Here is a 25,372-nt window from a genome sequence, read left to right on the forward strand (position 1 = left end):
GGTGGTTGAGGCGTCTGCTGGGCAGGGGATGGGGGACCGTCCGGCGGTGGGGCCTAGTGCCGGGCGCGGGGCCAGAAGCCGTCCGGCGGTTGGCCCGTGGGCCGTACACGGGGCGGAGGGTGGTTCGGCGGTTGAGGCGTCTGCCGGACGCGGGGCAGGAAGCTGTCCGGCGGTTGAGCCGTGTGCTGCACCGGGGGCCGGGGGTGGTTCGGTGGTTGAGGCGTCTGCTGGGCAGGGGATGGGGGACCGTCCGGCGGTGGGGCCCATTGCCGGACGCGGGGCCAGCAGCCGTCCGGCGGTTGGCCCGTCGGCCGCAGACAGGGTGGGAGCCCTTCCGGCCGCTGCGTCGCCCACTGTATGTGGGGCCGAGGCTGGTCCGGACGTTGTGACTTCCGTTGGACGCGGGGTCGGGGCCGTTGGCTGCGGTGTCGGTGCTCGTGCGGGCGGTGTGCTCGGGATGGGAGCAGCCCTTGCGGCCGTTGAGTCCTCCGCCGGGGGAGGGCGTTTCACCCGCCCCGCCCTGCGCCGGCTCGCCGCCACCGCCGCCGTAGCCTGTGCCGTCTGGGTGGGCGCGGTCGGTACCGCGGTCGCCACCACGGACACGGGCGAGGGGGTCATGCACGCCATCGGCCGTGGCCTCGACCTCGACGATTCGCCGCACACCGGCGCTCATCACCCGGAGGGTCACCGTTCGTGAGTACCGAACGCCTGCTTCGTACGGCCGCCCGAGTCGCCGTTCCCGCACTGGTCGCCGCTCACGCGGCCCCGGTGCTGTCCACCTTCGGCCCGCTGCGCAACCGGGCCATGCCCCGCCTCGCCGGCCGGGGCCGCGCCGATCACGTCGCGCTGACCTTCGACGACGGGCCCGACCCGCTGTCCACCCCGTTCTTCCTGCGGGCCCTGGAGGAACGGAAGGTCACCGCCACCTTCTTCCTGCTCGGCTGCCAGGCGCGCCGCTCGCCCGGCCTGGTCCGTGAGATCGCCGCCGCCGGGCACGAGATCGGCATCCACGGCTGGCTCCACCGCCCGCTGCTGCTGCGCGGCCCGCGCGCCACGTACGACGATTTCGCCCGCGCCCGCGACACGGTCGGTGCCCTCACCGGCCGTACCCCGACGCTCTTCAGGCCGCCCTACGGCGTGATGTCCACCGGCGCCCACCTGGCCGCTCGCCGTCTCGGCCTCACTCCGGTGCTGTGGACGGCCTGGGGCGAGGACTGGACCGCCCGTGCCACCCCGGACTCGGTCCACCGCACGGTCACCCGCGACCTGGACGGCGGCGGCACGATCCTGCTCCACGACTCCGACTGCACCTCCGCTCCCGGCGCCTGGCGCTCGGCCCTCGGCGCGCTGCCCCGCATCCTCGACACCTGCGAGGAACGGGACCTGTCGGTCGGGCCGCTGCGCGAACACGGGCGGTAGAGCCGGGGAGCGTCAGCGGGCGGTGGTGCGCACCCCGTCCAGTGCGATCGCCAGGACGCGATCGCGCTGGGCGTCGTCGTCGAAGGCGGTGGCGGTGATGCCGGCCACCATCCGCAGCAGGTCGACGAAGTCCATGTCCTTGCGCGCCTCGCCCGCCGCCTGCGCCCGCTCGAACAGCGGCCCGCCCGCCGCGTACATCGACTCCCGGCAGGCCTGGAAGATCTCGGACTCGTCGTTGAGGGCCTCACGGACGGCCCGCTTGGTCACCATGTACCCCGCGAACCGGCGCAGCCAGGCCGTCAGCGCCTCCCACGGCTCCAGCGCGGCGACCTCCTGCGCGACCCGGCACAGCTCGTTGACGTCGCTCGCGTAGACGCTTTCGAACAGATCGCGGCGGGTCGGGAAATTGCGGTAGAGCGTGCCGATGCCCACGCCCGCCCGACGCGCGATGTCCTCCAGGGAGGCATCGGAGCCGTGTTCCGCGAACGCCTCGCGGGCCGCGTCCAGCAGGGCGTCGTAGTTGCGTGCGGCGTCCTTACGGTGCGGCCGCCGGGACGCCACGATCTCGCCGACGGGGAACGTCACGGGAGCCTCCAGAGCTGGTTCGATACGGAGGAATGCCTCCGCTACTTGAAGCGGAGGGGTGCCTCCGTTAGAGTGGAGGTACTCCTCCACTTTACCAGTGGAGGGCACATCCACCACCTTTCCGCGACCGCTCACCGCGGCCGTCGGCGTGCCCGAACCCGCCCACCGGCGCTCCGGGCCCGCACGACCGTGGCCCGAGAACCTCGGCCGCACCCCGCTCGTTCGGAGAGGCCCTTCATGCCCAGCAAGTCCACCCGTCTCACCTTCGCGGTCCTCGCGACCGGCGCCGGTGTGTTCGCCATGCTGCAGTCGCTGATCGCGCCGGCCCTGCCGACCGTCCAGCACGCGCTGCACACCTCCCAGTCCACCGCGACCTGGGTGATGACGGCCTATCTGCTGTCCGCCTCCGTCTTCACCCCGATCCTCGGCCGCGTCGGCGACCTGATCGGCAAGAAGCGCACCCTGGTCGCCGTCCTGTTCGTCGTGCTGCTCGGCTGTCTGCTCGCTGCGCTCGCCCCGAACATCGGCGTCCTGATCGTCGCCCGGGTCGTCCAGGGCGTCGGCGGCGCGCTCTTCCCGCTCTCCTTCGGCATCATCCGCGACGAGTTCGCCCCCTCCCAGGTCAGCGGCAGCATCAGCAACCTGTCCGCGGTGATCGCCGCGGGCGGCGGCGTCGGCATCGTCGCTGCCGGACCCATCGTGTCCGCGCTCGACTACCGCTGGCTGTTCTGGATCCCGGTCGCCGTCGTCGCGGCCACCGTGCTCATCGCCCTGCGCTATGTGCCCGAGTCGCCCAACCGGGCCGAGGGCAAGGTCAGTTGGCTCGGCGCAGGGCTGCTCTCGGCATGGCTGGTGGCCCTGCTGCTGCCGCTGAGTCAGGCGGGCAAGTGGGGCTGGGGCTCGGCCAAGGTGATCGGTCTGTTCGCCGCGGCCGTCGTCCTGTTCGCCGTGTGGCTGCTGTCCGAGGCCCGCTCCCGCACCCCGCTGATCGACCTGCGCGTCATGCGACTGCCGGCCGTGTGGACCACCAACACCGCCGCCCTGCTGTTCGGTGCGGGCATGTACGCGCTGTGGTCCTTCCTGCCGGCGTTCGTCCAGACGCCCGCCGCAGCGGGTTACGGCTTCGGCGCGAGCGTCACGGCCTCCGGCCTGCTGATGCTGCCGATGCTGGTGGCGATGTTCCTCTCCGGCATCCTGAGCGGCCGTCTGGAACCGGTGGTGGGCGCGAAGTCCCTCCTGACGACCGGTGCCGCACTCGGCGCCCTCGCCCTGGGCGTCCTTTCCCTCTGGCACTCCGCGCAGTGGCAAGTCGCCCTGGTGTCGGGCGTGTTCGGCCTCGGCATCGGACTGGCCTTCGCCTCCATGGCCAACCTGATCGTCGGCAGCGTCCCGGCCTCCCAGACCGGCGCCGCGACCGGTATGAACGCCAACATCCGCACCATCGGCGGCTCCATCGGCGCCGCCGTCACCAGCGTCCTGGTCACCGGCCACCTCCAGCCCTCGGGGCTGCCGTACGCCTCCGGCTACGCCCACGGCTTCGCCCTGCTGGCGGTGCTGTGCCTGGCCGCAGCACTGGCGGCCCTGCTGGTCCCGACGGCCCGCACGGCCCGCCTCACCGGTCCGGCCCCCACCGCCGACCGGACCCCCACCGAGCCGGAAGCGGCCGCGTCCGGCACCCCCGCCTGAGCCAAGGGGCCGGCCCGGACCGCCGGGCCGGCCACCGGCCCCGGCCGGAACACCGGTGTGGGTACGGTAAGGTTGACCTGCGTGATCCCGTGGTTCACCGCGGGAAGCGCACCGGGACGTGGCGCAGCTTGGTAGCGCACTTGACTGGGGGTCAAGGGGTCGCAGGTTCAAATCCTGTCGTCCCGACTTTACGAAGTCGCAGGTCAGGGGCCGCTTCAGAGGAGATCTGAAGTGGCCCCTTGATCATTCTTGGGGACCGCTTGGGGACCAGTGCACTTTGAAGGGGCTGTGGCGCACCTTGACCCAGTCAAGGTGCGCCACGGATGGCAGGCCGGTGGTGCGGGTACATGGTCTGACCTGTGACTTTCTAGTGCGTCCCGGACGGGTGATGGCGGCGGGGCGCGTCTCGTGGAGTGGCCGTCGGTACACCACTCCATCGGACGAGGCTGGCCGCTACCGACGTCTGGCATCGCGCTGGCTTGGCCCTGAGGCAGCGTGTGGCACGGGTATCGATGGGCCTGCTGACCTGTCCCAATGACGGCTGTTGAATGCTAGTGCCCGTTGATGCAGCCGGAAGGTCCAATAAGGTCCAGGGCGCCCCCAGTGGCGATCAGGTCCTTTGCGGCATGTGCCTGCATGGTCTGCGAACTTCACCGTGACGGGGGCCTCGACGCCGGTCGGTGGCGGAGCAGGTCGTCGACGCCGACTGCCAAGTGGGTCTCGGGAGTGGTGGCTTCAAGGGTCGACGTGGACGAGTGCGGCTTGGTCCAGCGTGAGACAGGGGCCATCCGGCACCTAGAGGCCCGTCTGAGGGTCGGACACAACTCGGCTGAGAGGATGCCCGCGTTGCGGTATAGCTCGCGCCCTGGACACAGGGTGCCGACGGACGGCCGAGGCGCGAGGTTCGTCGCCACAGTCCGGTAGGAAGTACCGCTTTGTGCCGACCAGTCCGCTGCTGGGCTTGTTCTGTGTCTCCATCCTGGACGCGTACCCGGAGGTTCTGGCCGACCCGGCGTCTACAGTCGTGTGGTAGTTCGAACCCATAGCGGTCACGACGCCTTGTCGCTGGAAGTCTTTGAGCCGGTGGAAGTTGCCGTCGACGGCAAGTTGCAGAGCATCCGCCCCAGTGTCCGCGAGGAGGGCCAGTTCTTCACTGTGGGCCTCGGCGGCGACGTGAAGGCCGGGGAGCCGGTCACCGTTTCGTGCGCCTACCGCGTGCTCGTCCAGCAGCACGGACACGTTCGGCACTTTGACCTTGCCCAGCCGACCAAGGACTTTCGGGCTGAACTTTGGTACGGCGATTGCGGTATCCGCTACATGAAGGTCTTGGATTACCTCACCGGTCCATGCCGGCCGCGGCATGCATAGCTCACCGCATCGGATCCGTCGCCGAGCGTCGAAGTTGCTTACGAAAATGGACGTTCCTCAAGGGTGGCGTGACGTTCGTGTGGGTGCTGGAGCGAGAGATGCGTACGGTCACCAGTCGACAGAAGTGATCACAAACAGTCAGGAGCGTGGGTGGTCTACTCCCTTTGTCTGCCCCGAGCCTGACGGAGCGTGAGCAAATGTCGGTATGTGGGGCTACTGTGGGGAGTGATTGGCCGAAGGCACGGGGTGCGGCGGCCGTCTCTTTGTGTGATGCGCCAACGCGCCTGTACGCCAAGGAACCAATGTGCGAAACGAGATCGGCTCCCTCTCAGTCGGGGAGGCGTCCAGGGGGCGCAATGCCACCGCCCTCCGGCGTGGGAACCGCAGCGGGAACCGTCACGAGCAGACTGCCGCCGGGGGTGTCTGACCGTGGTGTGGCTCGACGAGTACGAGCGTCGGGCGCGACTCGTGCCCGGTCTGCTTGCGATCTTTCCGGTGGCGATTCTGCTGTCGGTGCTGAGCTTGCGTCAGCTCCCAACGGTCTCCTACGCCATGGGCGCGGTGGTCCTCATCGGCACCCCCGTTGTGGTGGCTGACATAGTCCGTCAGCAAGGCCGGAAGGCCGAGAAGACCCTTTGGGCCAGTTGGGGTGGCCCGCCGACTACGGCGTGGCTGAGGCTGCGGGAGCCCTCGGACAACGAGGTGCAGCGGGACCTTTGGCGCATGGCAGTAGCGGAAGTGTCCCACGTAGAGCTTCTGAGCCTGCGGGCGGAGCGCGCGAATCCTTTGCGAGCCGACCAGGCGATTGCAACGGCCGTTGGCCAGGTGCGAGACCGCACGCGGGACAACGAGAAGTTCAAGCTGTTGTTCAACGAGAACCGCAACTACGGGTTTGCCCGCAACCTGTACGGGGTTCGCTGGATCGGCCGCGGTATCAGCCTCGGTGGAGTCCTGGTTGCGGGTGCTTACATGGCGTGGTTGTCGCTCGGGCGGCACCAGGATGGCATAACGGCCGAGAACTTGTTCGGCGTGGCTGTGTGCTTCGCATTCTTCATCTACTGGTGTCTTTGGCCTTCTCCAGGGCGGGTGCGAGAAGCGGCAAACAAATATGCCCAGCAGTTGTTGCAGTCCGCCGTCACATTGAAGGGTGACGCCGCTGCGACTGTGTCGGATCCGAACGCGTGAGTCTGCACGACCTTGAACGGAGTGGTGGAACAGCTGTGATGAAGATTCATTTCCTCAACGTGGGGCACGGAGACTGCACGATCGTTGAGCTGCCCTCGGGCAGGATCATGATGATCGACATAAACAATTCGAAGAAGCTGCCCGAGGAGGATGAGAAGGCTCTGGCCCTCGCCAAGGGCGTCTCCCTGTACAACTTCCGGCATCAGGCGCGATTTATCAAGGGCAAGTTCCGCTCTTGGGAGGAGTACTACAAGTCCCTGCTGGTCGATCCGGCTGACTACTTCAAGGAAAACTTCCCAGGCAAGAGCCTCTTCCGCTACATCCAGACGCACCCCGACATGGATCACATGAGCGGTCTGCATCGGATTTTCTGGGACGAGAAGGTGGATCTGGTCAACTTCTGGGATGTCAACCACGACAAGACGTTCAAGGAATCCGACTTTGACTACGGGCCGTTCGACTACGCCGACTGGGAGGCGTACGAGAACCTGCGCAAGGGAAAGGGGCCGGACGGCAGCACCCTCAAGGTTCTGAACAAATTCAGGGGCTGGACTGGGGAGTACTGGACCGACGACAACATCGAGATCCTGTCGCCCACGCCAGAGCTGATCGACGGCTGCGCTGCAAGCGGGAGCTACAACGACTGCTCCTACGTCCTGAAGCTGACGCACGCCGGTCGTACGGTGATCCTGCCTGGCGACGCTGAGGCGGCTGCCTGGAAGTCCATCCTGGACGAGCCTGGGGAGGACGCGATCAAGTGCGACATCCTCAAGGCGTCGCACCACGGCCGGGAGTCTGGATACCACAAGGAGGCCGTGGACGCCATGTCACCGGAAGTCGTGATCTGCTCGGTCGGCAAGAAGCCCGACACCGACGCCTCCGACGAATACAAGAGCCACGGTGCGAAGGTGCTCTCCACGCGATTCAACGGCACGATTACCGTCACGGTTTGGGATGACGGCGATGTGTGGGTGGAAAACCAGGAGGGGGAGAGGATCTACACGATCGACTAGGGCAATATCAAGGCAGTCAGACTAATATCTGTAGGAGGGATCTTGCAGCGACAGCCTGTCGTCTCGAGTAACGTTGCTTCGATAGGTTATGACTTCGAAGGATCGATTCTTGAGGTTGGGTTCCATAGCGGAACTGTGTACCAGTACTACGGTGTTACGCAGTCGGTATATGCCGCGTTCATGAATGCTCCGAGCAAAGGCCGCTACCACGCTCACTTCATCAAGGATCGGTATTCGTATCGGCGTGTGATGTAAGGGTGGTTACTCGCCCGTCCTCTTCCTTCGCCGACTGCTGCGGCTGGATCTGGTTTCTGGGGCATCGCTTGCTGAACTTGCCGCCGCCCTCAGCACCTTTTCGACGGCCGCACGTCGCTCCGGAGTCTGCGTTCTTCTTCCTCGGCGATGGTGCCACGGCGTCACGGATGCCCCGAGCGCTGACACAAGCGTCCACTCCTCCAACTGGGGTGAGGGCTCGGCGATGTTGGCTTGGGGACCAGCTCTGGGGACCAGTGGTCAGTGCACGGATCTGCATGGCAGGGTCGACCGTGGTGAAGACCCGGGAAGAGAGTGGATGCGCCCAGCAGGTCGACCTCCTTAGCGACGATAATCTCGGGCCTCACTGTCAGGCGCCGTGACAGAGCTTGATCCGGGATCTTGGACATGGGCCACGCGGCTGGCGCCGGGTCGTTGATGTTGCTGGGAGGAGGCGTTCCTGCTCGTGTTTGTGAACCTGCAGGAGGCCAAGGGCCTCGGGACTTGCCTTTGGCCAGGAATCACAGGCAGGTCGGGATCTGGGTCGTCCCGAAGAGTTGGGGCGGCAATGCAACTATGCCGGCGACCCGGTCCGCTTCCAACATCGACTGGCGGATCTGAGGCTCGACTCTGGGCGAGGAGCGCGACCCGTTGGCAAGGGCTACGGTCGTCCGTGGTCGGCCAGCTTCGAGACGGCGTGCTGGAGCCACGCGAAGTGGGCAGCACGTCCTGCGCCGACTTCCCGTCATTGCCAGCAAAGTGGGCATCGCTGACCAGATCGACCAGACGCGGTGGACTCATTCTCGCGCGGTGGCATGCCGTGGACGGCTCCTTCCACAAGTCATTGTCCATGACCGTGGTTTGCGGTGTCTCGCGAGCGTTGTACCGTACCGGCGACCCACTGTTTTTCTGATTTGCTTGAACCGGGGGCGGGGCGAAGTTGTCGACTATCGGTCTGGCCGCAGCTATCGAGGAGCTGCGGCAGGAGCTGTACGAGGCGCAGCGGCTTGGTGTCAACCAGCAGTTTTCCTTCGGCGTTGAAGAGGCGGCGCTGGAGCTGCAGCTCGAACTGCGCAAGTCCGCCAAGGGAGACGGCAAGCTTTCCTTCGGCGTGGTTGCGGTCGGCGCGGGGGGCGAGCAATCCACCGTCCGTACCCACAAGCTGGTGCTGAAGCTGTCAGTTAAGGACCGGGCCTTCGGAGGCGCGCGCCCCGAGATCGGCGACGATGAGTTCGGGTCGCTGGACGAGGAGTGACATGGATCCGCGCAGACTGGCGCTGATCCGCAGCGGAGGCACAGTCGAGGGGCGGCTCACCGTCGGCTCCGGCTATCTGATCGCTCCGCGGCTCGTGCTGACCGCCCGCCACGTGTTGGAGGATCGCGACACGGGAATGCTGTGGCCGGTCATCACCGTGCGCGTAGGCCACCATCTCGACGGCGAGACGACGCGTGTGGACGCGGAACTGCTCTGGGCCCACCCGGACGGACTGGACGTTGCTCTGCTGCGCATTGACCGTGAGATCGATCTGCCCGGCTCCGTTCGCTGGGGCTGCCCAGCCAGCACCGCGCCACTGCCGTACGAGGGTCTTGGCTATCCCTGGGCCGCCAAAGGGGAGACCCGGGCGCCGGAGCACCTGCGCGGTGTCCTACCGGTCCTCTCCGGAGGTAAGGACCGTTACGTCCTCGACCAGGGACCGGCCCCCACCGCCCGTACCGACGGCGGGAACGCGTGGGGCGGGGCCTCGGGGGCGGCGATCTTCTGCGGCGGTCATCTCGTCGGCGTCGTGACCGAGGAGGACCACGCCTACGGAGCTCGTCGGCTGATTGCTCTGCCCGTGTCCTCCTTCTCTGGAGACGGCGGCTTCGCGTCCCACGTGAAGGAGCAAACCGGTCGGTCGCCCGAGCTGAGTGCGATCGGCGCTTTCTTGCCTGAGGCCAGGCCCGTCGCCGAGCGCACGCCCGCTGAGCGTGAACTGGAGAAGCTGCTCGCGCCGTTGTTCTCGTATCCCGGCGTTCGTGTCGATCACGCCCGGGCACTGGCGCGCGAACTGGGCTACGAGGCCGACGGCTATGAGCCCACTGCTGCCGACCTCGTTGCGCTCCTCATGGCGCATCCCCGGGCGCTCGCCTCGCTCGGCGAAGCCCTCGCGAGCAGTGTGCAGGGGACGGCCCGCGCCGCTCTGACTCATCTGTTCTCGTGGGCCAGGGCACTCGACTGCGGGTTGCTGCTCTCCGTGAATGAGTACGACGCCCTGATCGGCCTGTTGCGCCAGGTCTGCGAGAAGCAGCCGACGCTGCTGCCCCGAACAGCCGGTGAGGCGCTGCGGTACGTCGTACTTCCGGAGATCCTCACCCGTCCGCAGCTCGGCGAGGACGATGTCTTCGGCGTGGTCGAGGGCTTGGAGGATCTGTCCGACGGTGTGAGCGGCCCCGAGGGCGCCCCGCCGGTGCCGGCCCTACTGCGGCTCGTTGAGTACGTGGCGGCGGCCATGGGCGACGGGCTGGGCGACGACCTGCGCGCGTGGTCAGGGAAGACCGCCCGGCGGCTCGGTATCCACGTCGGGGCCCTGGGCGAGCGGCGTGCGGACGCCGCCCAGTGGGCGAAGCGGGCAGCGCCGCCGGTGTCGCGGGTCGTGATGGAGTTGGCACACGACCCCTCCGCCGGGGGCGACCGGTACCGGGTCCGAATTCTGCTTGTCCGCGACGACGGTTCGTACCGCGTGCTCAAGGAGGCGGAGTCAGAGCCCAAGACCCCGCGAGAGGCGGCAAGCAGCCTGAGCGAAGCAGTCTTCGCCGTGACCCAGGAGCCGGGGCAAGGCGACCATGCGCCGTGGGTGACCGTCGTGGTCGACCGGGCGGGGCTCGACTTGGCAGTCGACGAATGGGAGCCCGGAGCGCTCGACAACATCCTTCCCGCGTGGCCGATCGGAGGGGACTACCGCGTCTCCCTGAGTTGCCCGGAACTCAGTGACCAGAGGCCGCAACGCGAAGGCGACCAGGTACGCCGGTGGAAGAACGGACGCGCCTCAGTGCTCGTCACCAGCCAGACGTCCGGCGACGCCAGGCAGCTCGTGAATCTACTGAAGACCAAGCATCGTGATACCGCACGGGTGGTCCTCCACGGCCCTGCCAACGATCGCCGGTCCTGGTTGCTGACATGTCTCGTCATGGGCGTCCCGGTTGTGCTGTGGGACCGTGAGGCCACCGGCTACGAGGACGCAGGCAGACTGGAGGGCCTGGCTCCCGCTGGCGATCTGGAGGGACTTCCCGAGCGGGTCCGGGTCTTCCGGAGCGACTCGGCGGCTTGCCCGGCGGAGCGGCGGGCACGGCCCTCCCTCGTGTGGGAACCGGAAGGTTGTCTCCCACGGACTGAGTCGCTTCAACTGAGAGACCCCTGGAGAGGATCGCACGCGTCATGACCACCTCAGAGCCCCTGGCTGGTACAAGCCCTCGGCTTTCATCCGCCAACGGCGGAGCCGATGACTGGTGGCTGTTCCGCGGAGACGGGGAACGCCGTGAGGTGCCGTTCCCCGCTGCACCCCCGTGGCGCCGTTTCGACCGTCAGGAGACCGTGACCGGTGACAGGGTTCCGTATCAGCGGCCGTACCTCATCGACCCCGACGAGGTGGAGGTGGTGAACGCGGCACTTCACCTGCGCCGGCCCCTCCTGGTGACCGGCCAGCCTGGCACGGGCAAGTCCTCGCTGGCCCACGCCATCGCTCACGAACTCGCGCTCGGCCGTGTCCTGCAATGGCCGGTGAACAGCCGCTCAACTCTTCAGGACGCCCTATACCACTACGACGCCGTCGGCCGGCTGCGCGAGGCGACCCTACGGCGGGACGGGGACGGGGACGGGGACGGGGACGGGGACGGCACGGAACCGGACATCGGCCAGTACATCCGGCTCGGCCCTCTGGGCAATGCGCTTGTGCCCCGGGAGCGCCCCCGCGTGCTGCTCATCGATGAGCTGGACAAGGGTGACGTCGACCTGCCCAACGACTTGCTGACCGTTTTCGAGGAGGGTGAGTTCGCCATCTCCGAACTCACCCGGCTGCCCGCGAGCCAGGCACCGGTACACGTTCGGACCGATGACCTGGATGAGACCACCCCGGTCACGCGCGGCCACGTCCGCTGCAGTGAGTTCCCGGTCGTAGTCATCACCAGCAACGGCGAACGGGAATTCCCGCCCGCCTTCCTGCGGCGCTGCGTCCGCCTCGATCTCCCCGAGCCCAACGAGCGACGGCTTCGGGAGATCGTTGCCGCGCACCTCGGTCCCGACGCCCTGGACGACACCGACGACCTACTGCGGGAGTTCCTCGAGCGCCGTGCCGAGGGCGAACTGGCCACCGATCAGCTGCTCAACGCCGTCTTCCTCCGCAAGGGTGGTGTGAACCTCGACGCGGCTTCCCTTCTCCAAAGCGTCCTGCACCGTCTCGGCGGGGCTGTGTGACGCCGTGTTCTCGCGCGTGACGAAGGTCCTGGCCGAGAGCGGGGTGGAGCTCTCCCACGAGGAACTCCTCGACGCCATGTGGCTCGCCGGGAAGCTGCCTCGGGACTCCAGGCCCCTGGCGCGCTCCGCTGGCGTGGCCGCTGCGACCTCGGAGCGGCACAAAGAGCCGCACCGCGACGGGCCGACGGTGGCGGCGACCGAGACCGTGCAGCCCGCACCAGAGCCGACCTCTGCGGAGTCCACGAAGAAGCGATCCGAGCGATCGCTGTTCGCCTCGGCGCAGCCCAGTCTCGACGAAGACGCGCAGGCGCCCGCGGTCCTTTCGCCGGCGGTCGCAGTCCGCACTCCGGACAGCAGTACCCTCGGCGCCGGGCAGCTCCGGCTCGGCAAGTCCCTCCGGCCGCTGCGGCAGCGCTTCCCCGACCGGCGCCAGCAGGAACTCGACGTCACACGGACCGTCGCTGCCATCGCTGACACGGGCGTGCCCGAGACCGTCACCAGAGCGGTGCGCACCCGCTGGCTGTCCCTAGCCCTCGTAGTTGACGACGGCGTCTCCATGGTCCTCTGGCAGCGGCTCGCTGCCGACGTCCGAGCGCTGATGGAACGTGCCGGGGCCTTCCGAGACGTGCGCGTGTACGGACTTGATACGCGCAACGGCACTCCGTCCCTGCGGACCAGCCCGTACCGCTACCGCGGTCGGCTCTTGACGCCGGAGGCCCTGTGCGACCCGACCGGTAACACCCTCGTGCTGGTCGTCAGTGACGGTGTGGGCGAAGCCTGGTGGGACGGTGGGATGCGCCAGGTGATGGATCACTGGGGACGTTGCGGTCCCACTGCGATCATCCAGGCACTGCCTCCCCGACTCTGGGCGAGCACCGGCATCCGCGCACGGCGCTGGCAGGTCACCACCCATCGCCGCGGCGGCCCCACCCGCGCCTGGCACGTCACCGACCCGGACCTGCCGCCGGACCTCGTCCGCTTCGACTCCGTACCCGTCCCCGTTCTCGCGCCGACCCCTGCGGCCGTCGCCGACTGGGCGTGGCTCGTCGCCTCGCCCGGCGGCACAGCGCTCCTCCCGCTCTGGGACGCCAGCCGTCTCGATTCCAACCGGACCGTGGCCGACACTCGGGACGGCGATGCCGACGAAGCGGTACTCCGATTCAGGGAGGCTGCGTCCGCCGACGCGTATCGGCTCGCGGCCCATATGGCGGCCGTCGTCCCCGCCACACCGCCCGTGATGCGCCTGGTGCAGGCCGCCCTCGGGCCACCGACAGACATCGGCCACCTCATGGAAGTGTTCCTGGGAGGCTTGATGCACGAGCTCGACGCCGAGGGGGCGGATCGTCTGCCGCACCATCGGCGGTTCGACTTCACGGACGACGCCCGGCAGGTTCTCCTCAGCGCCGTCTCCCCGAGGGAATTGCTGCGCACCGCGGAGGCCGTGACGCGACGCATTGAGGCCGCCGTCGGCCGCGCCCCGGTCTTCCCGGCATGGGTCGGGCACCCGAACGGCCCGGCCGCCATCGACGACACCGGGCGCTCCTTCGGCTGGCTTCGCGAGCAGGTGCTAACGCGGCTCGGCATCCCGTTCGCCGGTTCCGAGCCGGTGGCGCTCGGGCCGGAACGGCGCCGTGTCCTCGGGGGCGAGACCGGGGGTTCCGCCGGGTCCCAGGACTCAGCTGCCGGGACTGACGAGGCGTACGAAGACGCCCCCGGTGAAACCCTGCCTGCCGGCTGGATAGAGCTCTTGCCGGAGGACCCGGTACAGCTCGGTCGGTTCCGGCTCCGCGCACGCAGTGCCCACGGTTGGCCCCACTTGACGATGTACCTGGCCGAGGACGAGGACGGCACCGTCGCCATGGTCCGAGCGCCGGTCATGCTGTATACCCGCGACCCGGGAACCGCGCTGGACCTCGTCCGGACGGAAGCCGAGTGCCTGACGCGCATGCAGGGCACGCTTGTCCCCGCACTCCTCGGCGCGGCGGCGAACACCGCAGGGGAGCTGCCGTGGGTCGCGACGAGTTGCGTCCACCGCCGCGCAGACGCGCCGTCCTCACCGCCCGCACCAAACTTGCGCGTCATCCTCGACGAACATGGGGGGACGGTCCCAGAGGAGCTCTTCTTGCGGATCGGGCTCGGCTTGACGGAGGCCGTGGCCCTCGCGCACTCCCGGGGGCTCGTGCACGGCTCGCTCTCCCCTCGGTCCGTTCTCGTGACCGATCGCGACGTCCGGTTGGTCGGCTGGGCGACCGCGACCATCGATGGAGTCGACAGCGCTCACCGCGACGTGTTGCCCCTCAGTGACACCTACCTGGAGGCGGACGACGAAGAGCGCTCGCTCACGCCGCAGAGCGATGCGTACGCCGTCGGGGCGCTGCTGCTGGCCTTCCTCTCGGGACAGTGGAGTGACCCGAAGGCCGACAGCTCCGAACACGACCCCGTGGCCAACTCCGGGATCAACCCGGTGCTCCTGCAGTCGCTTTGGCGTTGTCTGGAGCACGACCCCACCCGCAGGCCCTCCGTCGCCGCCTTGGCCGAGGCGTTCGCCCTTGCCTTCCGGGGCCCGACGGTCGACCGAGCTTCGGCACGGGAGTTCCCCGTTGCGGTGTCGGGCGAGAGCACGGCAGGGGGAGGCCGTCGGTACGGGGAACCTTCGGTAGGAGTTTCAGAGGAGACCGCACGGAAGCCGACCCGTGGCCCGAGCAATCCCGCCGATGCGTTGGAAACGTTGGTCGAGGGACGCTACCGGCTGACCCAGCGGCGACATGTCGGAGCGACGTCAACCACCTGGCGGGCGACGGATGAACAGCAGGGCAGGGAGGTCGTTCTCAAGCTCTTCAACACACCGAGGGCGGCCACGGCGTCCGGAGAGGAGAACTTCCTCGCCGTCGCGGAGCAGTTGGCCGCACTCGACATTCAGGGATTGGTGCGGGTCCGCGGCTACGGGCTGCACGACAGCCGCCCGTACCTCGTGACGGATGCTGTCGACGGCGACGACCTGGGGCAACTGCTTAAACTCGCACCCGGCACTCTGCTAGTGGAAAAGATCAGAGGAGTCGGCCGGCAGATCGCCGGGATACTTGCCGAGCTCCATCGGAACGGCCTGCTTCACCTGGACCTCAGCCCCTCAGCCCTAGTGTTGCGCGGTGACGGGCAGGTACTTGTGACCGATCCCGGTCTGTGCGTCCGCGGCCTGCTGAGCATCGACTTGGGCGGGCTACGACCCACCCGCAGTTCCTCCGACTTCCTGCCTGCCTACCGGTCGCCCGAGGAACTCTTCGAGAACGTCGCCGTCGACCACCGAAGCGACCTGTACGCACTGGGCTGTCTGCTCTACGCCATGGCCACCGGCGTGGCGCCGGTCATGTCATCGCCCATCCCACGTGAGGCAGCGGCGTACCGAGGCTCGCGTCCCTGGCCGGAACTGCCCTCCGGCTTCCCGCCCGAACTCGAAGCGCTGGTCACGGACCTTCTGGCGATCAACCGTGAGGACCGCCCGGCCAGCGCGGGTGAGGTGCTGGACAGGCTGACGAGCGCGGGTGCGGACGACGAGGAGCTCCTCGTGGCCTACCGCGCAGTGCGGGATTTGGACCCGGGCGGTGTACGCATGGGGCGTGTCCTACGGGATGTCATCGACGAGGTGTTGAACGGCGAGGTTACGGGCCGCTACGACTTGAAGCACCTGACCAAAACGGAGAAGACGCACCTCGGAACTCTGGTGGAAATCGCGATCCAGCGCGAGTTTCGCTTCGAGGACGGTCAGGCTATGGACTTCCGCATCGCCGGCGTCGACGTGGACTGCCGGGTCAGCCTCCAATTCGGCGGGTGGATGCTCCCTCGAGAAACGCTGGGTCACCTCTGCCTTCTGGTCTGGGTGAACGACTACCAGAGCCAGTGGAGCGTCGGATTGCTGCGCGTCAATCAGGAGTGGCTCAACACCGGGGTCAACCGAGACCTGAAGGCCACGCTCAAGGCAGTGCACCGCGACAAGATCCTTTGGCTCTGGCGCGACGCCGCGCTCGCGGAGAACGTCCTCCTGCACATCTCCGACGCCGACCGGGAGGCGGTCTTCATGAGCAGTTCGGGCCAGGCTCGGCTCAACGAGTTGTTTCGGCGCGTCCAGCGGCGCCGGATCGGACGCAACGCCGTCCGTACCGTGGTGCAGCAGCGGGACTACATGAAGCGCCTCCGCGGAAACGGCGGATCCCGCTCAGCACTTCGGGACGAGGGAATCCTCATCATGGGCGACTACGATTCGCACCGGCACATCGCCCGTCAGCTCGGCCTCCCCATCCCCGGGGAAGGGGAGCTCATCAGCGCGCGCGTCGCACCGGCTGCGCCCGGGGCCGACAAGCCAGTCGTGGAGATAGACGGCCGATTTTGGTCTCTGGCCTCCCCCGAAGACCCCGTGCACCGCGCGCCGGCGCTTCCTTCCCATGCGCGTCCGGCGGCAAGCAGCGATCATGTGAACGAACCCCGCCAGCGATGATGCGGGCCCCGCCGTCCCACCGCCGACGAGCCGGGGACACCGTCCTGGGGCGCAGTCATTCGTGAGCTTCACGCTGCTGCCGAGGGCGACACCGGGCGAGCACGAACGACGGGCGCACGACCTGCCGGCACTGAAACACGCATCCGAACATGGCTCGATGATCCGTCCGACACTTGCTGGTCTACAGCAGGCAGATACCCGCGCTGTCACCGCTGCCCTGGGGACCAGTTGGGGACCACACGGTGCTCGCGACTCTGAACAGTACGCGCGAGAACGCACGTCCTACACCCTAGTTCTGCCTGATATATGCAGGTAATTCCCATGACCCTCACTCCTGGGGGTCAAGGGGTCGCAGGTTCAAATCCTGTCGTCCCGACGGTGCGAAGGGTCTTCGCAGGCGAGAGCCTGTGAGGGCCCTTCTTCTGTACCGGGTCCGGCTTCGAGGGCACGGGGCGGCGGAAGGTCACAGCCGGACGATGACGAGGGCGATGTCGTCGTGGGCGCCCCCTGCCACGCCGAGGTGGGCCAGGAGGGTGTCGGCCAGGCGGTCCGGGCCGAGGGTGCGGTGCAGGCGGAGCACGTCGACCAGGCGGGCGATCCCTTTCTCGATGTCATCGCCTCGTCGTTCGATCAGGCCGTCGGTGTACAGCACCAGGGTGGCCCCGGGCTCGTAGGGCTGACCGGCCTGGGGGCGGGGCACGTGCTGGGGCCGGGCTCCCAGCGGCGGGTCGGTGGCCTTGTCCAGCAGGTCACAGGTGCCGTCCGGGTGCATCAGGACCGGCGGCGGGTGTCCCGCGTTGCTGTAGATGATCAACTGGCTGCGAGGGTCGACGAGAGCCTTCACGGCGGTGGTGTTCAGGGCGCCGTCGACGGACCGTGCGTACAGGCCGAGCACCTCCAGGGCCCGGGCCGGTGACTCCAGCGCCCGGATCGCGGCACTGAGTGCACTGCGCAGCATGCCCATCACGGCGGCCGCCTCCAGACCGTGGCCGACGACGTCGCCGACCGCCACTGCGAACCGGCTGTCGGACAGGTTGACCATGTCGTACCAGTCGCCGCACACGTTCAGAGACCCGGTCGCGGGCAGATAGCGCACCGCGACATCCGAGTGCCGGGCCAGGTCGGGCACCTGGAGCATGGCCTCCTGGAGGGTGACGGCCACCTGGCGTTCGCGGGTGTGGGCCAGCCGCAGTTCCTCGTTCAGCCGCTGCAGCTCACGGGCGCGTGCATACAGCTCCGCCTCCAGCGCGTCGCGCTTGGTCAGCTGTTGCAGGGGCGGCTGGTTGCCGGCCACGCGGGCCTGGACGAAGGCGGTGACGTCCTCCACGCGGTGGATGATCCACTGCACGCTCCCGTCCGGGGCGAGGATCGGCGTGTTGATCGGCGACCACCAGCGCTCCTCGAACGCTCCGGGCTCGTCCATGACGGGGATGTCGTACTTCTGCAGCGCCATGGTGTCCGGCCTCCGCAGGGTCAGCACCCGGTGCAGGGAGGCGCTGAGGTTGCGCACGCCGTCCGCCTCGGGGTCGGCGGGGTTGTCGGGGAACGCCTCGAAGATCTGCTTGCCGAGCAGTTCCGTGCGGATGCGGCCGGTGGCGTCCAGGTACGCCTGGTTGACCTCCACGATGACCAGGTCCGGGCCCAGCACCAGATAGGGGCTCGGTGTGGCGGCGAACAACGCCGCGTAGTCCATCTCCGGCAACGCAACCACCTCCGGCCGCCCCCTCACCCTCACGCTAGGCTCCATCGAGCCCATGCGCTCGGGTGGGGACGAAGCGGCCAGGGTAGTTGCACGTGTGAATATCTGCGCAGGCCGTATGCGGGCGCGTCGAATGATCGACGGCGGGGGAGACGGCGGCGGCGCCGCGCGCACCACCGTTCAGGTTCGGCTCGTCCGGGGAGCATCCGGGCGCCGGAAAGGCCGAAAGGCGACCCGGCGGTGCTGCCGTTGCCACGTTTGAGGATTTCGGACCGGAAATTGGGCTACCCGCCGGGCGATACAGGCCTGGGCCTCGTTCTTGCGGTGGCTTCGAGCTGGGGCGGACTCCCGCACGCCCCGGGCCGCGAGGACGTCCAGCGCGGGATGTCGTGCCAGGGGAGGGTGCGGCTGCTCGCGCCCGGCGGCCGTCGCCCGTGCCGACCACGGGCGACGGCCGTCCCCGACTCTCCCGGACCACGGGCGGTTTGCGCCCTCTCCGCTGTCGAGCCGAGTGGTTGCCTGGCCGGCCCTGGTGCTCAGGAACCGCCGCGCTCGACGGGGATCTTGTGGCCCGCCTCGATGGCCACCGGCAGTCGGTTCTCGGCCGGGGGCAGCGGGCAGGTGGCCATGTCCGTGTAGGCGCAGGGCAGGTTCGCGGCGCGGTTGAAGTCCAGGACGACCGTGCCGTCGGCGGCGGGCGGATCGAGCGCCAGGGACCGGTTGGCGGCGTAGGTGGTGGCCCCGGAGGTCGCGTCGGTGAACAGCAGGAACAGACTGCCCGCACCGCGTCCCGGGAACGCGGTCAGGGACAGCTGCCGCCCGTCCAGTTCGAACTCGACCCTGCCCGGCGCGTCGTAGACATGCTCAAGACCCTCGACGGCGGCGCCCACGGTGGTCGGCCGTGGCTCGTCGAAGGGGACGTACCGGCCGGTCACGGCCCAGCGCGGGTCGGGCGCGTAGGCGGGTGTCCCGGTGAAGGCGGTGCGCAGCGGCGCGTCCGGGTGCCGGGGGCGCACGATGTCGTTGCCGCCGCGCTTGGCGACCTCGATGACGGCGTCTCCCCAGACCGCGTGGATCTCGCTGCGCTCGGGGAGCACGCCGAAGCGGTGTTCACCGTGCACCGGGGCTCCGTCGACGACCAGTTCCTCGCCCTCGTCGAGGGTGACGACGACCCCCTCGGGGCCGGTGTGCCAGGCGCCGGGTGCGTCGGGGAAGCGCTGCGGCCGGTCGTCGAGCCAGTGCTGGCCGGTGATCGCCAGGAACCCGTGCGGGTCGGCGAGCCGGGTCTCCTGGACGCGGTACCAGTCCAGCCAGGTCTCGGTGAAGGCCTGGAGGTCCGTCGCGGTGGCCTCGGTGGTCATACGGTCTCCTTCGTCGCGAGGCTCGGCCTCGCGCAGGGGTACGGGGGTGGAGGTGACTGGGGGCGGAGGCTTGCTCAGCCGGCCAGTTCGCCGAGGAGGGCCCAGGTGCGCCGGCGGTCCGCTTCTCCGGCGATCTCGGTGTTCGAGAACACGACCTCGGTGGCGCCGGCATCCCGGTAACGCCGTACCTCCGCCTCGACGTCCTTCTCGTCGCCGATCACGGCCAGGTCGGCGGCCCGTCGGCCGCCGGAGAGTTCGATGACGCGGGCGTAGGACGGGATCTGTTCGTAGAACGCGAGGTTCTCGGCGGCCTTCGCCCGCACCGCGTCCACGTCGTCGGTGACCACGCCGGGCACCAGGGCCACGATCCGGGGCGCGGGACGCCCGGCGGCCTCGGCGGCTGCGGTCAGGGCGGGAACGATGCGGTCCGCGAGGGCGCGCGGTCCCGCCAGATAGGGCAGGATCCCGTCCGCCAGCTCACCGCTGACCCGCAGCGCCTGCGGCCCCATCGCGGCGACCAGCAGGGGGACGCCGCTCTCTGCGCCCGGGACGCGCGCCGGGACCGGGGTGGTGGCGGTGAGCAGTTCGCCGTGGAAGTCGGCCGTGCCGGTTTCGGTCAACTGCCGTAGCGCGGCGAGGAATTCACGCAGGCGGGCGATGGGGCGTTCGAAGGGCAGGCCGAAGCCGTTCTCCGTCAGCAGTTTCGTGCCCAGGGCCAGACCGAGGTGGTAGCGGCCGTGCGTCGCGGCCTGGGCGGTCTGGGCCTGGCTGGAGACCAGCAGCGGGTGGCGGCCGAAGACGGGGATCGCGGAGGTTCCCACCTGCAGTCCGGGCACCTCGCGTCCGACGATCGCCGCGAGCTGGGGTGAGTCCGCGCCGAAGGTCTGGCCGAACCAGGCCGACCGCAGCCCGGCGGCCGCGGCCTCCCGGGCCAACTGCACGGTGGCGTCGACCTGGTTGGGCGCGTCGGATGCGTTGAGTGCTACTCCCACAGTCATGTCAGTCAGAACGGATGCTCGGCGAACCCGCATTCCGCTCCCCGTGTGACAGCTTCGTGTCAGTCGTGTGTGGTGGTCAGCCGGCCTGCCGCCGGTCGGGTGCGGACCGGTGGGTGAGGGGTTCGCGCAGGCCGAGGTGGTGGCGGAGCGTGGTGCCGGTGAAGTACCGGTTGCGGACGAGGACTTGTCGGGGGCCGGGCAGGGGCAGCCCCTCAGGGTTGCTGACAAGCCGGATCTCGCGGGTGGCGGACGGCAGGGGAGTGGCCATGGCGGGCTCCTGATCCGGGGGCGGCGGGCCGGGTGTCCGCAATGCAAGACCTGTCCGGGAAGTTATTGACCAACCTGGTGGACCTCTGCTGAACTCCCGTTCCATGAACCCGCGCGTGGACCTGACCCGGCGGCGCCACATCGATCTGGCGCACGTCTCCAGCGCGTTTTGTTGTCGCTGACCCGGTAAGTGGTCCCCGGCGGCATCCGGTGATGCCGTCCAGCGGGATCTTCGTATCCGCGTCCTGAGCGACTCTTCTCCGGCCTCACCTCACGTCTGACCTTCCCGGCTGAGGGAGAAGTGTCTGCGGGCACAGTGTGCCGTCCGTGGTCGCCGGCTGTCCCCGCGTCGCGGCCACGCCGACTGCCAAGTCCCCGTTCGGCCGCCTCGAACCGGTCGTTCACTCCCGCTCTTCACCCCTCAGCACCCAGCGGTGCGCCCGCTTCCTCCGAGAAGGGCCTCCTCATGCCTGTGTCCATCCGTAAGCTCACCGACCGCATCCGTGCGGTCACCGAAGACGTGCCGGCGGTGGCGCCATGACCGAGGTCCGTGTCCCGGCCGCGGCGCTCGCCAAGCCGGTCCCGGTCGCCGAGCCGACCCGTGCGCGGCAACGCGAGGTGTTCCTGCCGCGGGACGCCCGCCGCCGGACGCCGCTCACCACACTGCGCGAACGGCTGCGCTGGCCCCTGGGCATCTACACCACCCCGGTCGTGATCCTCGTCGCCTGGGAGGTCCTCGCCCGCGCCGGAGTGCTGGCGAAGACCTATGCCCCGGCGCCGACCTCGATCGTGAAGGCCGCCGCGGATCTGTGGCAACAGGGCGTTCTCGGACCGGACTTGGCCATCTCGCTGCAGCGGGCCGGCATCGGACTCGCGATCGGTCTGACGGTGGGCATCGTCACCGGCGTGCTCGGCGGGCTGCTGCGCAGCGGTGAGTTCCTGTTCAACGGCGTGGTGCAGGTGCTCAACACGATCCCCCTCCTCGCGGTGCTGCCGCTGATGATCGTGTGGTTCGGCATCGACGAGCTCACCAAGGTGCTGCTGATCTCCTTCGGGGCCGGTGTCCCGATGTATCTCAACCTGTTCGCCGCGATCCGGGGCGTCGACCAGCGGCTGATCGAGATGGCGCGCACGACGGGTGCGGGCCGCTGGCGGCTGGTGACGCGCGTGCTGGTGCCCGGAGCGCTCCCGGGGTTCCTGGTGGGCCTGCGGTTCTCCCTCGCGTACAGCGTCCTCGGCCTCGTCGCCGCCGAAACCGTCAACGCGGACAAGGGACTTGGCTTCCTCATCACCCAGGGGCAGACGTATCTGCAGACCAACCAGGTCTTCGTGGGGCTGGTGATCTACTCGCTCCTCGGTCTGCTCGCCGATCAGTTCGTCCGGGCTCTCGAGCGGGTGCTGCTGCGGTGGCGACCCAGTTATGAGGCGTCATGAGCAGCACTGTCGCGACCGAGCCGCGTCGGCAGACCGGGGTCGTCGTCGAGCAGGTGGTCCGTCAGTTCGGTGACCGGGTGGTGCTCGACCACCTCGATCTCGCCGTCGGCGAGGAGGAGTTGGTGATCCTGCTCGGCCCCTCGGGCTGCGGCAAGAGCACCCTGCTGCGGCTGCTCGCCGGACTCGACCGGCCCGACGCGGGCCGGGTGGAGGTCCCGGCACGGCGAGCGATCGTCTTCCAGGCCGACCGGCTGCTGCCCTGGCAGCGCGTCCTGCGCAACGTCACGCTCGGACTGCACGGACCCGACGCGGAACAGCGCGCCCGCGACGTGCTCGCCGAGGTCGGCCTGGCGGGCCGGGAGAAGGCCTGGCCCAAGGAGCTCTCCGGCGGCGAGGCCCAGCGGGTCTCCCTCGCTCGGGCCCTGGTCTCCGAGCCCGAACTCGTGCTGCTCGACGAGCCGTTCGCGGCCCTCGACGCCATCACCCGGCTGCGCATGCACGACCTCGTACGGGCCCTGCGCACCAAGCACCACGCCGCCATGCTGCTCGTCACCCACGACGTCGACGAGGCGATCGCCCTGGCCGACCGCATCGTCGTCATGAGCAGCGGCCGCATCGGCACCTCGCACGACGTCCGGCTCACCGCCGCCGACCGCGAAGCGAGCGTCGCCCGCGAGGAACTGCGCGCCCGGCTCCTGGAAGACCTCGGCCTCGCAGGCCAGCACTGAACCACCCCCAACACCCTCACCCATCGCAGAAAGCACACGACATCCCATGCGTTCCACACGTAAGAGAACCAGCACAGTCGTCGGCGCCGTCGGCGCGCTCGCCCTGGCGGGCACCCTCGTCGGCTGCGGCTCGTCGTCGCACACCGCCGCGCCGCTGAAGAACGCCGTCGACGCGAGCGACGCCAAGCACCCCGAGTGGAGCAAGTACACCTTCACCGTGGGCGACAACGGCGGCGACGGCAGCGAGGCCCTGGCGAAGCTGACCGGCGTCTTCGACAACGCCCCGTACAAGGTGAAGTTCGCCCGCTTCACCTACGGCCCGCCGCTGGTGCAGGCGGCCGCGTCGGGCGACATCGACCTGGGCAGCGTCGGCGACGTACCGCCGATCACCGGGGCCGCGAAGGAGTACGGCTTCAAGGTCGTCGCCGTCAACCGGTCGCTCACGCCCGACCAGGCGGTGGAGAACATCATCGTGCCGAAGGGCTCGACGCTGAAGACGGCCGCCGACCTCAAGGGCAGGCGGATCGCCGTCCCGCAGGGCAGCTCGGCCCACGGCCTGGCCCTGAACGCGCTGAAGAGCGTCGGTCTCACCCCCAAGGACGCCAAGCTGGTCTTCCTCGATCCGGCGGCCGCCGCGACCGCCTTCAACACAGGCAAGGTGGACGCCTGGTCGATCTGGAACCCGCAGTCGGCCATCGCGGTCAAGAACGGCGCCCGGATCCTGGTGAAGGGCCTCCCGCCGATCGACCAGACCAGCAGCTACTACGTCGCCAGTGACGCGTCGCTGAAGGACGAGACCAAGCGTGCGGCGCTCACGGACGTCCTGAAGAGGCTGTCACGGGAGTTCGCCTGGGGCGTCAAGAACCCGGCCACATACGCGCAGGCGCTCTCGCAGGAGCAGGGCATCCCGCTCGCCGACGCCAAGGCGTCCCTGGCGGCCTACTCGAACCGGGTGACCCCGGTGGTGCCGGCCGACATCGCTCTGGAGCAGAAACTCGCCGACGCCTTCCTGGAGGCGGGCCAGATCACCAAGAAGGTCGACGTCCCGTCCATCGTCGACAACCTCCTCCCGGCCGGCTACGACAGTTCCAAGCTGAAGGTCACCTCATGAGGGCGAGACGGCAGCTTCACCTCAACGCCTTCCTGATGGAGGCGGGCCACCACGAGGCGGCATGGCGCCTGCCGCACAGCAACCCACGCGCGGACTTCGACCTGCGGCACTGGATCGAGCTGGCGCAGCTGGCCGAGAGCGCCAAGTTCGACTCGCTGTTCCTCGCGGACGGCCCCGCGCTCATCGGCACCGGCGAGTTCCGCCCGCCGGGCCAGCTCGAACCGCTCACCCTGCTGACCGCGCTGTCCCAGGCGACCAGCAGGATCGGTCTCATCGCGACCGTGTCGTCGACCTACAACGAGCCGTACAACCTGGCCCGCCGGCTCGCCTCCGTCGACCACGTCAGCGGTGGCCGCGCCGGCTGGAACATCGTCACCTCGGCCGGAGCCGACGAGGCCGCCAACTTCGGCCTCGACGCCCGCCCCGACCATGCCGAACGCTACGCCCGCGCCGACGAGTTCCTGAAGGTCGCCAAAGCCCTGTGGGACAGCTGGGAGTCGGAGGCAGTCGTCGCGGACCGGTCCACGGGACGCTACGCCGACCCCGAGCGCCTGCACCGGCTCGGCCATGAGGGCAGGTACTTCAAGGTGGCAGGCCCGCTCAACGTCGAGCGCCCGCCGCAGGGTTACCCGCTGCTCGTCCAGGCCGGCTCCTCCGAGGACGGCAAGGACTTCGCGGCGCGTCACGCCGAGGCCATCTTCACCGCGCACACGACGTACGAGCGGGCGGCCGCCTTCTACGCCGACATCAAGGCCCGCACCCGGGCCGCGGGGCGCGACCCGGACGGTGTGATCGTCCTGCCGGGCATCGTCCCGTACATCGGGTCGACCGAGGCAAAGGCCCGGGCGCTGGCCCGGCAGTTCGACGAGCTGCGCGTCCCGGAGTACGGGCTGCGCCAGCTGGCCGCCGTGTTCGAGACCGAGCCGTCGGTCTTCCGACTCGACGAGCCGCTGCCGGACTTCATCCTCGCGAGGCCGAAGCTGGAAGGCTCACAGAGCCGTTCCGACCTGATCATCGACCTGGCGGTGCGTGAGCAGCTGACGGTCCGGCAGATCATCTCCCGGCTCGGCGGCGGACGCGGCCACTTCGAGTTCGTCGGCACGCCCGAGCAGATCGCGGACACGATCATCGCCTGGTTCGAGGGCGGCGCGGCGGACGGGTTCAACATCATGGCCCCCGCCCTGCCGTCGGGCCTGGCGGCCTTCGTCGAGCACGTTCTGCCGATCCTGCGCGGCAAGGGCCTGTTCCGCGAGGAGTACGAGGGCACGACGCTGCGCGAGCACTACGGACTGTCGGTCCCGGCGAACCAGTTCCATGCCTGACCGGC

General features: G+C 69.0%; 21 protein-coding genes and 1 tRNA gene. 16 read left to right on the forward strand and 6 right to left on the reverse strand.

What is annotated here, in order from left to right:
* The first annotated feature begins 457 nt into the window (after positions 1–457).
* Both ABD355_RS13870 and ABD355_RS13875 read left to right on the forward strand, forming a co-directional pair.
* On the forward strand, positions 458–697 hold the full coding sequence (locus ABD355_RS13870) for a hypothetical protein (protein ID WP_344400549.1): 240 nt from the start codon (positions 458–460) through the stop codon (positions 695–697).
* The gene (locus ABD355_RS13875) at positions 694–1,419 is read left to right on the forward strand and encodes a polysaccharide deacetylase family protein (RefSeq protein ID WP_344400550.1); all 726 of its coding nucleotides are present in this window, start codon (positions 694–696) and stop codon (positions 1,417–1,419) included. The genes ABD355_RS13870 and ABD355_RS13875 overlap by 4 nt, the downstream gene beginning before the upstream one ends.
* A 12-nt stretch (positions 1,420–1,431) precedes the next feature.
* On the opposite strand, the gene ABD355_RS13880 is transcribed toward ABD355_RS13875, so the two are convergent.
* The gene (locus ABD355_RS13880) at positions 1,432–2,004 is read right to left on the reverse strand and encodes a TetR/AcrR family transcriptional regulator (RefSeq protein WP_344400551.1); all 573 of its coding nucleotides are present in this window, start codon (positions 2,002–2,004) and stop codon (positions 1,432–1,434) included.
* Positions 2,005–2,241: 237 nt separating this feature from the next.
* Between ABD355_RS13880 and ABD355_RS13885 the strand changes: the two genes are divergently transcribed.
* The 6 genes from ABD355_RS13885 to ABD355_RS13910 all read left to right on the forward strand — a co-directional run bounded on the left by ABD355_RS13885 (position 2,242) and on the right by ABD355_RS13910 (position 7,511).
* Positions 2,242–3,690 (forward strand): MFS transporter, encoded by a 1,449-nt coding sequence (locus tag ABD355_RS13885; protein ID WP_344400552.1) that lies wholly within the window; start codon positions 2,242–2,244, stop codon positions 3,688–3,690.
* 112 nt (positions 3,691–3,802) lie between these two features.
* Positions 3,803–3,876, forward strand: a tRNA-Pro gene (locus ABD355_RS13890).
* An 873-nt stretch (positions 3,877–4,749) separates the two neighbouring features.
* A complete protein-coding gene (locus ABD355_RS13895; RefSeq protein WP_344400553.1) occupies positions 4,750–5,058 on the forward strand; it encodes a hypothetical protein in 309 nt (102 codons plus the stop codon).
* A 429-nt stretch (positions 5,059–5,487) separates the two neighbouring features.
* A complete protein-coding gene (locus ABD355_RS13900; RefSeq protein ID WP_344400555.1) occupies positions 5,488–6,243 on the forward strand; it encodes a hypothetical protein in 756 nt (251 codons plus the stop codon).
* Positions 6,240–7,256, forward strand: a complete 1,017-nt coding sequence (locus ABD355_RS13905) for a ComEC/Rec2 family competence protein (RefSeq protein WP_344400556.1) — start codon at positions 6,240–6,242, stop codon at positions 7,254–7,256. Before ABD355_RS13900 ends, ABD355_RS13905 begins: the two co-directional genes overlap by 4 nt.
* A gap of 42 nt (positions 7,257–7,298) precedes the next feature.
* Positions 7,299–7,511 (forward strand): KTSC domain-containing protein, encoded by a 213-nt coding sequence (locus ABD355_RS13910; RefSeq protein ID WP_344400557.1) that lies wholly within the window; start codon positions 7,299–7,301, stop codon positions 7,509–7,511.
* A 518-nt stretch (positions 7,512–8,029) separates the two neighbouring features.
* Here ABD355_RS13910 and ABD355_RS13915 read toward each other — a convergent pair.
* Entirely contained in the window at positions 8,030–8,275 is a 246-nt protein-coding gene (locus tag ABD355_RS13915) for an N-6 DNA methylase (RefSeq protein ID WP_079176521.1), read from the reverse strand.
* Between the two features lie 173 nt (positions 8,276–8,448).
* On the opposite strand from ABD355_RS13915, the gene ABD355_RS13920 reads away from it, so the two are divergent.
* From ABD355_RS13920 to ABD355_RS13935, 4 genes are read left to right on the forward strand one after another with little or no spacing between them, the layout of a single operon-like run.
* Complete coding sequence (locus ABD355_RS13920) at positions 8,449–8,763, forward strand: trypco2 family protein (RefSeq protein ID WP_071371683.1); 315 nt, start codon at positions 8,449–8,451, stop codon at positions 8,761–8,763.
* Position 8,764: 1 nt separating this feature from the next.
* Positions 8,765–10,927 carry a VMAP-C domain-containing protein gene (locus ABD355_RS13925; protein ID WP_344400558.1) on the forward strand — a complete coding sequence of 721 codons (2,163 nt, stop codon included), beginning with the start codon at positions 8,765–8,767 and terminating at the stop codon, positions 10,925–10,927.
* Positions 10,924–11,958, forward strand: a complete 1,035-nt coding sequence (locus tag ABD355_RS13930) for an AAA family ATPase (RefSeq protein ID WP_344400559.1) — start codon at positions 10,924–10,926, stop codon at positions 11,956–11,958. Before ABD355_RS13925 ends, ABD355_RS13930 begins: the two co-directional genes overlap by 4 nt.
* A 16-nt stretch (positions 11,959–11,974) precedes the next feature.
* On the forward strand, positions 11,975–16,447 hold the full coding sequence (locus tag ABD355_RS13935) for a NaeI family type II restriction endonuclease (RefSeq protein WP_344400560.1): 4,473 nt from the start codon (positions 11,975–11,977) through the stop codon (positions 16,445–16,447).
* 463 nt (positions 16,448–16,910) lie between these two features.
* Here ABD355_RS13935 and ABD355_RS13940 read toward each other — a convergent pair whose 3' ends face one another.
* From ABD355_RS13940 to ABD355_RS13955, 4 genes are all read right to left on the reverse strand, one after another.
* Positions 16,911–18,140 (reverse strand): PP2C family protein-serine/threonine phosphatase, encoded by a 1,230-nt coding sequence (locus tag ABD355_RS13940; RefSeq protein WP_344401209.1) that lies wholly within the window; start codon positions 18,138–18,140, stop codon positions 16,911–16,913.
* A gap of 542 nt (positions 18,141–18,682) precedes the next feature.
* A complete protein-coding gene (locus ABD355_RS13945; protein ID WP_344400561.1) occupies positions 18,683–19,507 on the reverse strand; it encodes a DUF1684 domain-containing protein in 825 nt (274 codons plus the stop codon).
* Positions 19,508–19,581: 74 nt separating this feature from the next.
* On the reverse strand, positions 19,582–20,505 hold the full coding sequence (locus ABD355_RS13950) for an LLM class F420-dependent oxidoreductase (protein WP_344400562.1): 924 nt from the start codon (positions 20,503–20,505) through the stop codon (positions 19,582–19,584).
* Positions 20,506–20,581: 76 nt separating this feature from the next.
* On the reverse strand, positions 20,582–20,773 hold the full coding sequence (locus ABD355_RS13955) for a hypothetical protein (protein ID WP_344400563.1): 192 nt from the start codon (positions 20,771–20,773) through the stop codon (positions 20,582–20,584).
* 536 nt (positions 20,774–21,309) lie between these two features.
* Between ABD355_RS13955 and ABD355_RS13960 the strand changes: the two genes are divergently transcribed.
* From ABD355_RS13960 to ABD355_RS13975, 4 genes are read left to right on the forward strand one after another with little or no spacing between them, the layout of a single operon-like run.
* Complete coding sequence (locus ABD355_RS13960; RefSeq protein WP_344400564.1) at positions 21,310–22,206, forward strand: ABC transporter permease; 897 nt, start codon at positions 21,310–21,312, stop codon at positions 22,204–22,206.
* Positions 22,203–22,934 (forward strand): ABC transporter ATP-binding protein, encoded by a 732-nt coding sequence (locus ABD355_RS13965; RefSeq protein ID WP_344400565.1) that lies wholly within the window; start codon positions 22,203–22,205, stop codon positions 22,932–22,934. The genes ABD355_RS13960 and ABD355_RS13965 overlap by 4 nt, the downstream gene beginning before the upstream one ends.
* 46 nt (positions 22,935–22,980) lie before the next feature.
* Entirely contained in the window at positions 22,981–24,045 is a 1,065-nt protein-coding gene (locus ABD355_RS13970; RefSeq protein ID WP_344400566.1) for an aliphatic sulfonate ABC transporter substrate-binding protein, read from the forward strand.
* Positions 24,042–25,367: an LLM class flavin-dependent oxidoreductase gene (locus tag ABD355_RS13975; protein WP_344400567.1), complete on the forward strand. Its 1,326-nt coding sequence runs from the start codon at positions 24,042–24,044 to the stop codon at positions 25,365–25,367. The genes ABD355_RS13970 and ABD355_RS13975 overlap by 4 nt, the downstream gene beginning before the upstream one ends.
* Positions 25,368–25,372: the final 5 nt, after the last annotated feature.

This window comes from Streptomyces longisporus, assembly GCF_039532765.1.
GTDB lineage: Bacteria > Actinomycetota > Actinomycetes > Streptomycetales > Streptomycetaceae > Streptomyces > Streptomyces longisporus.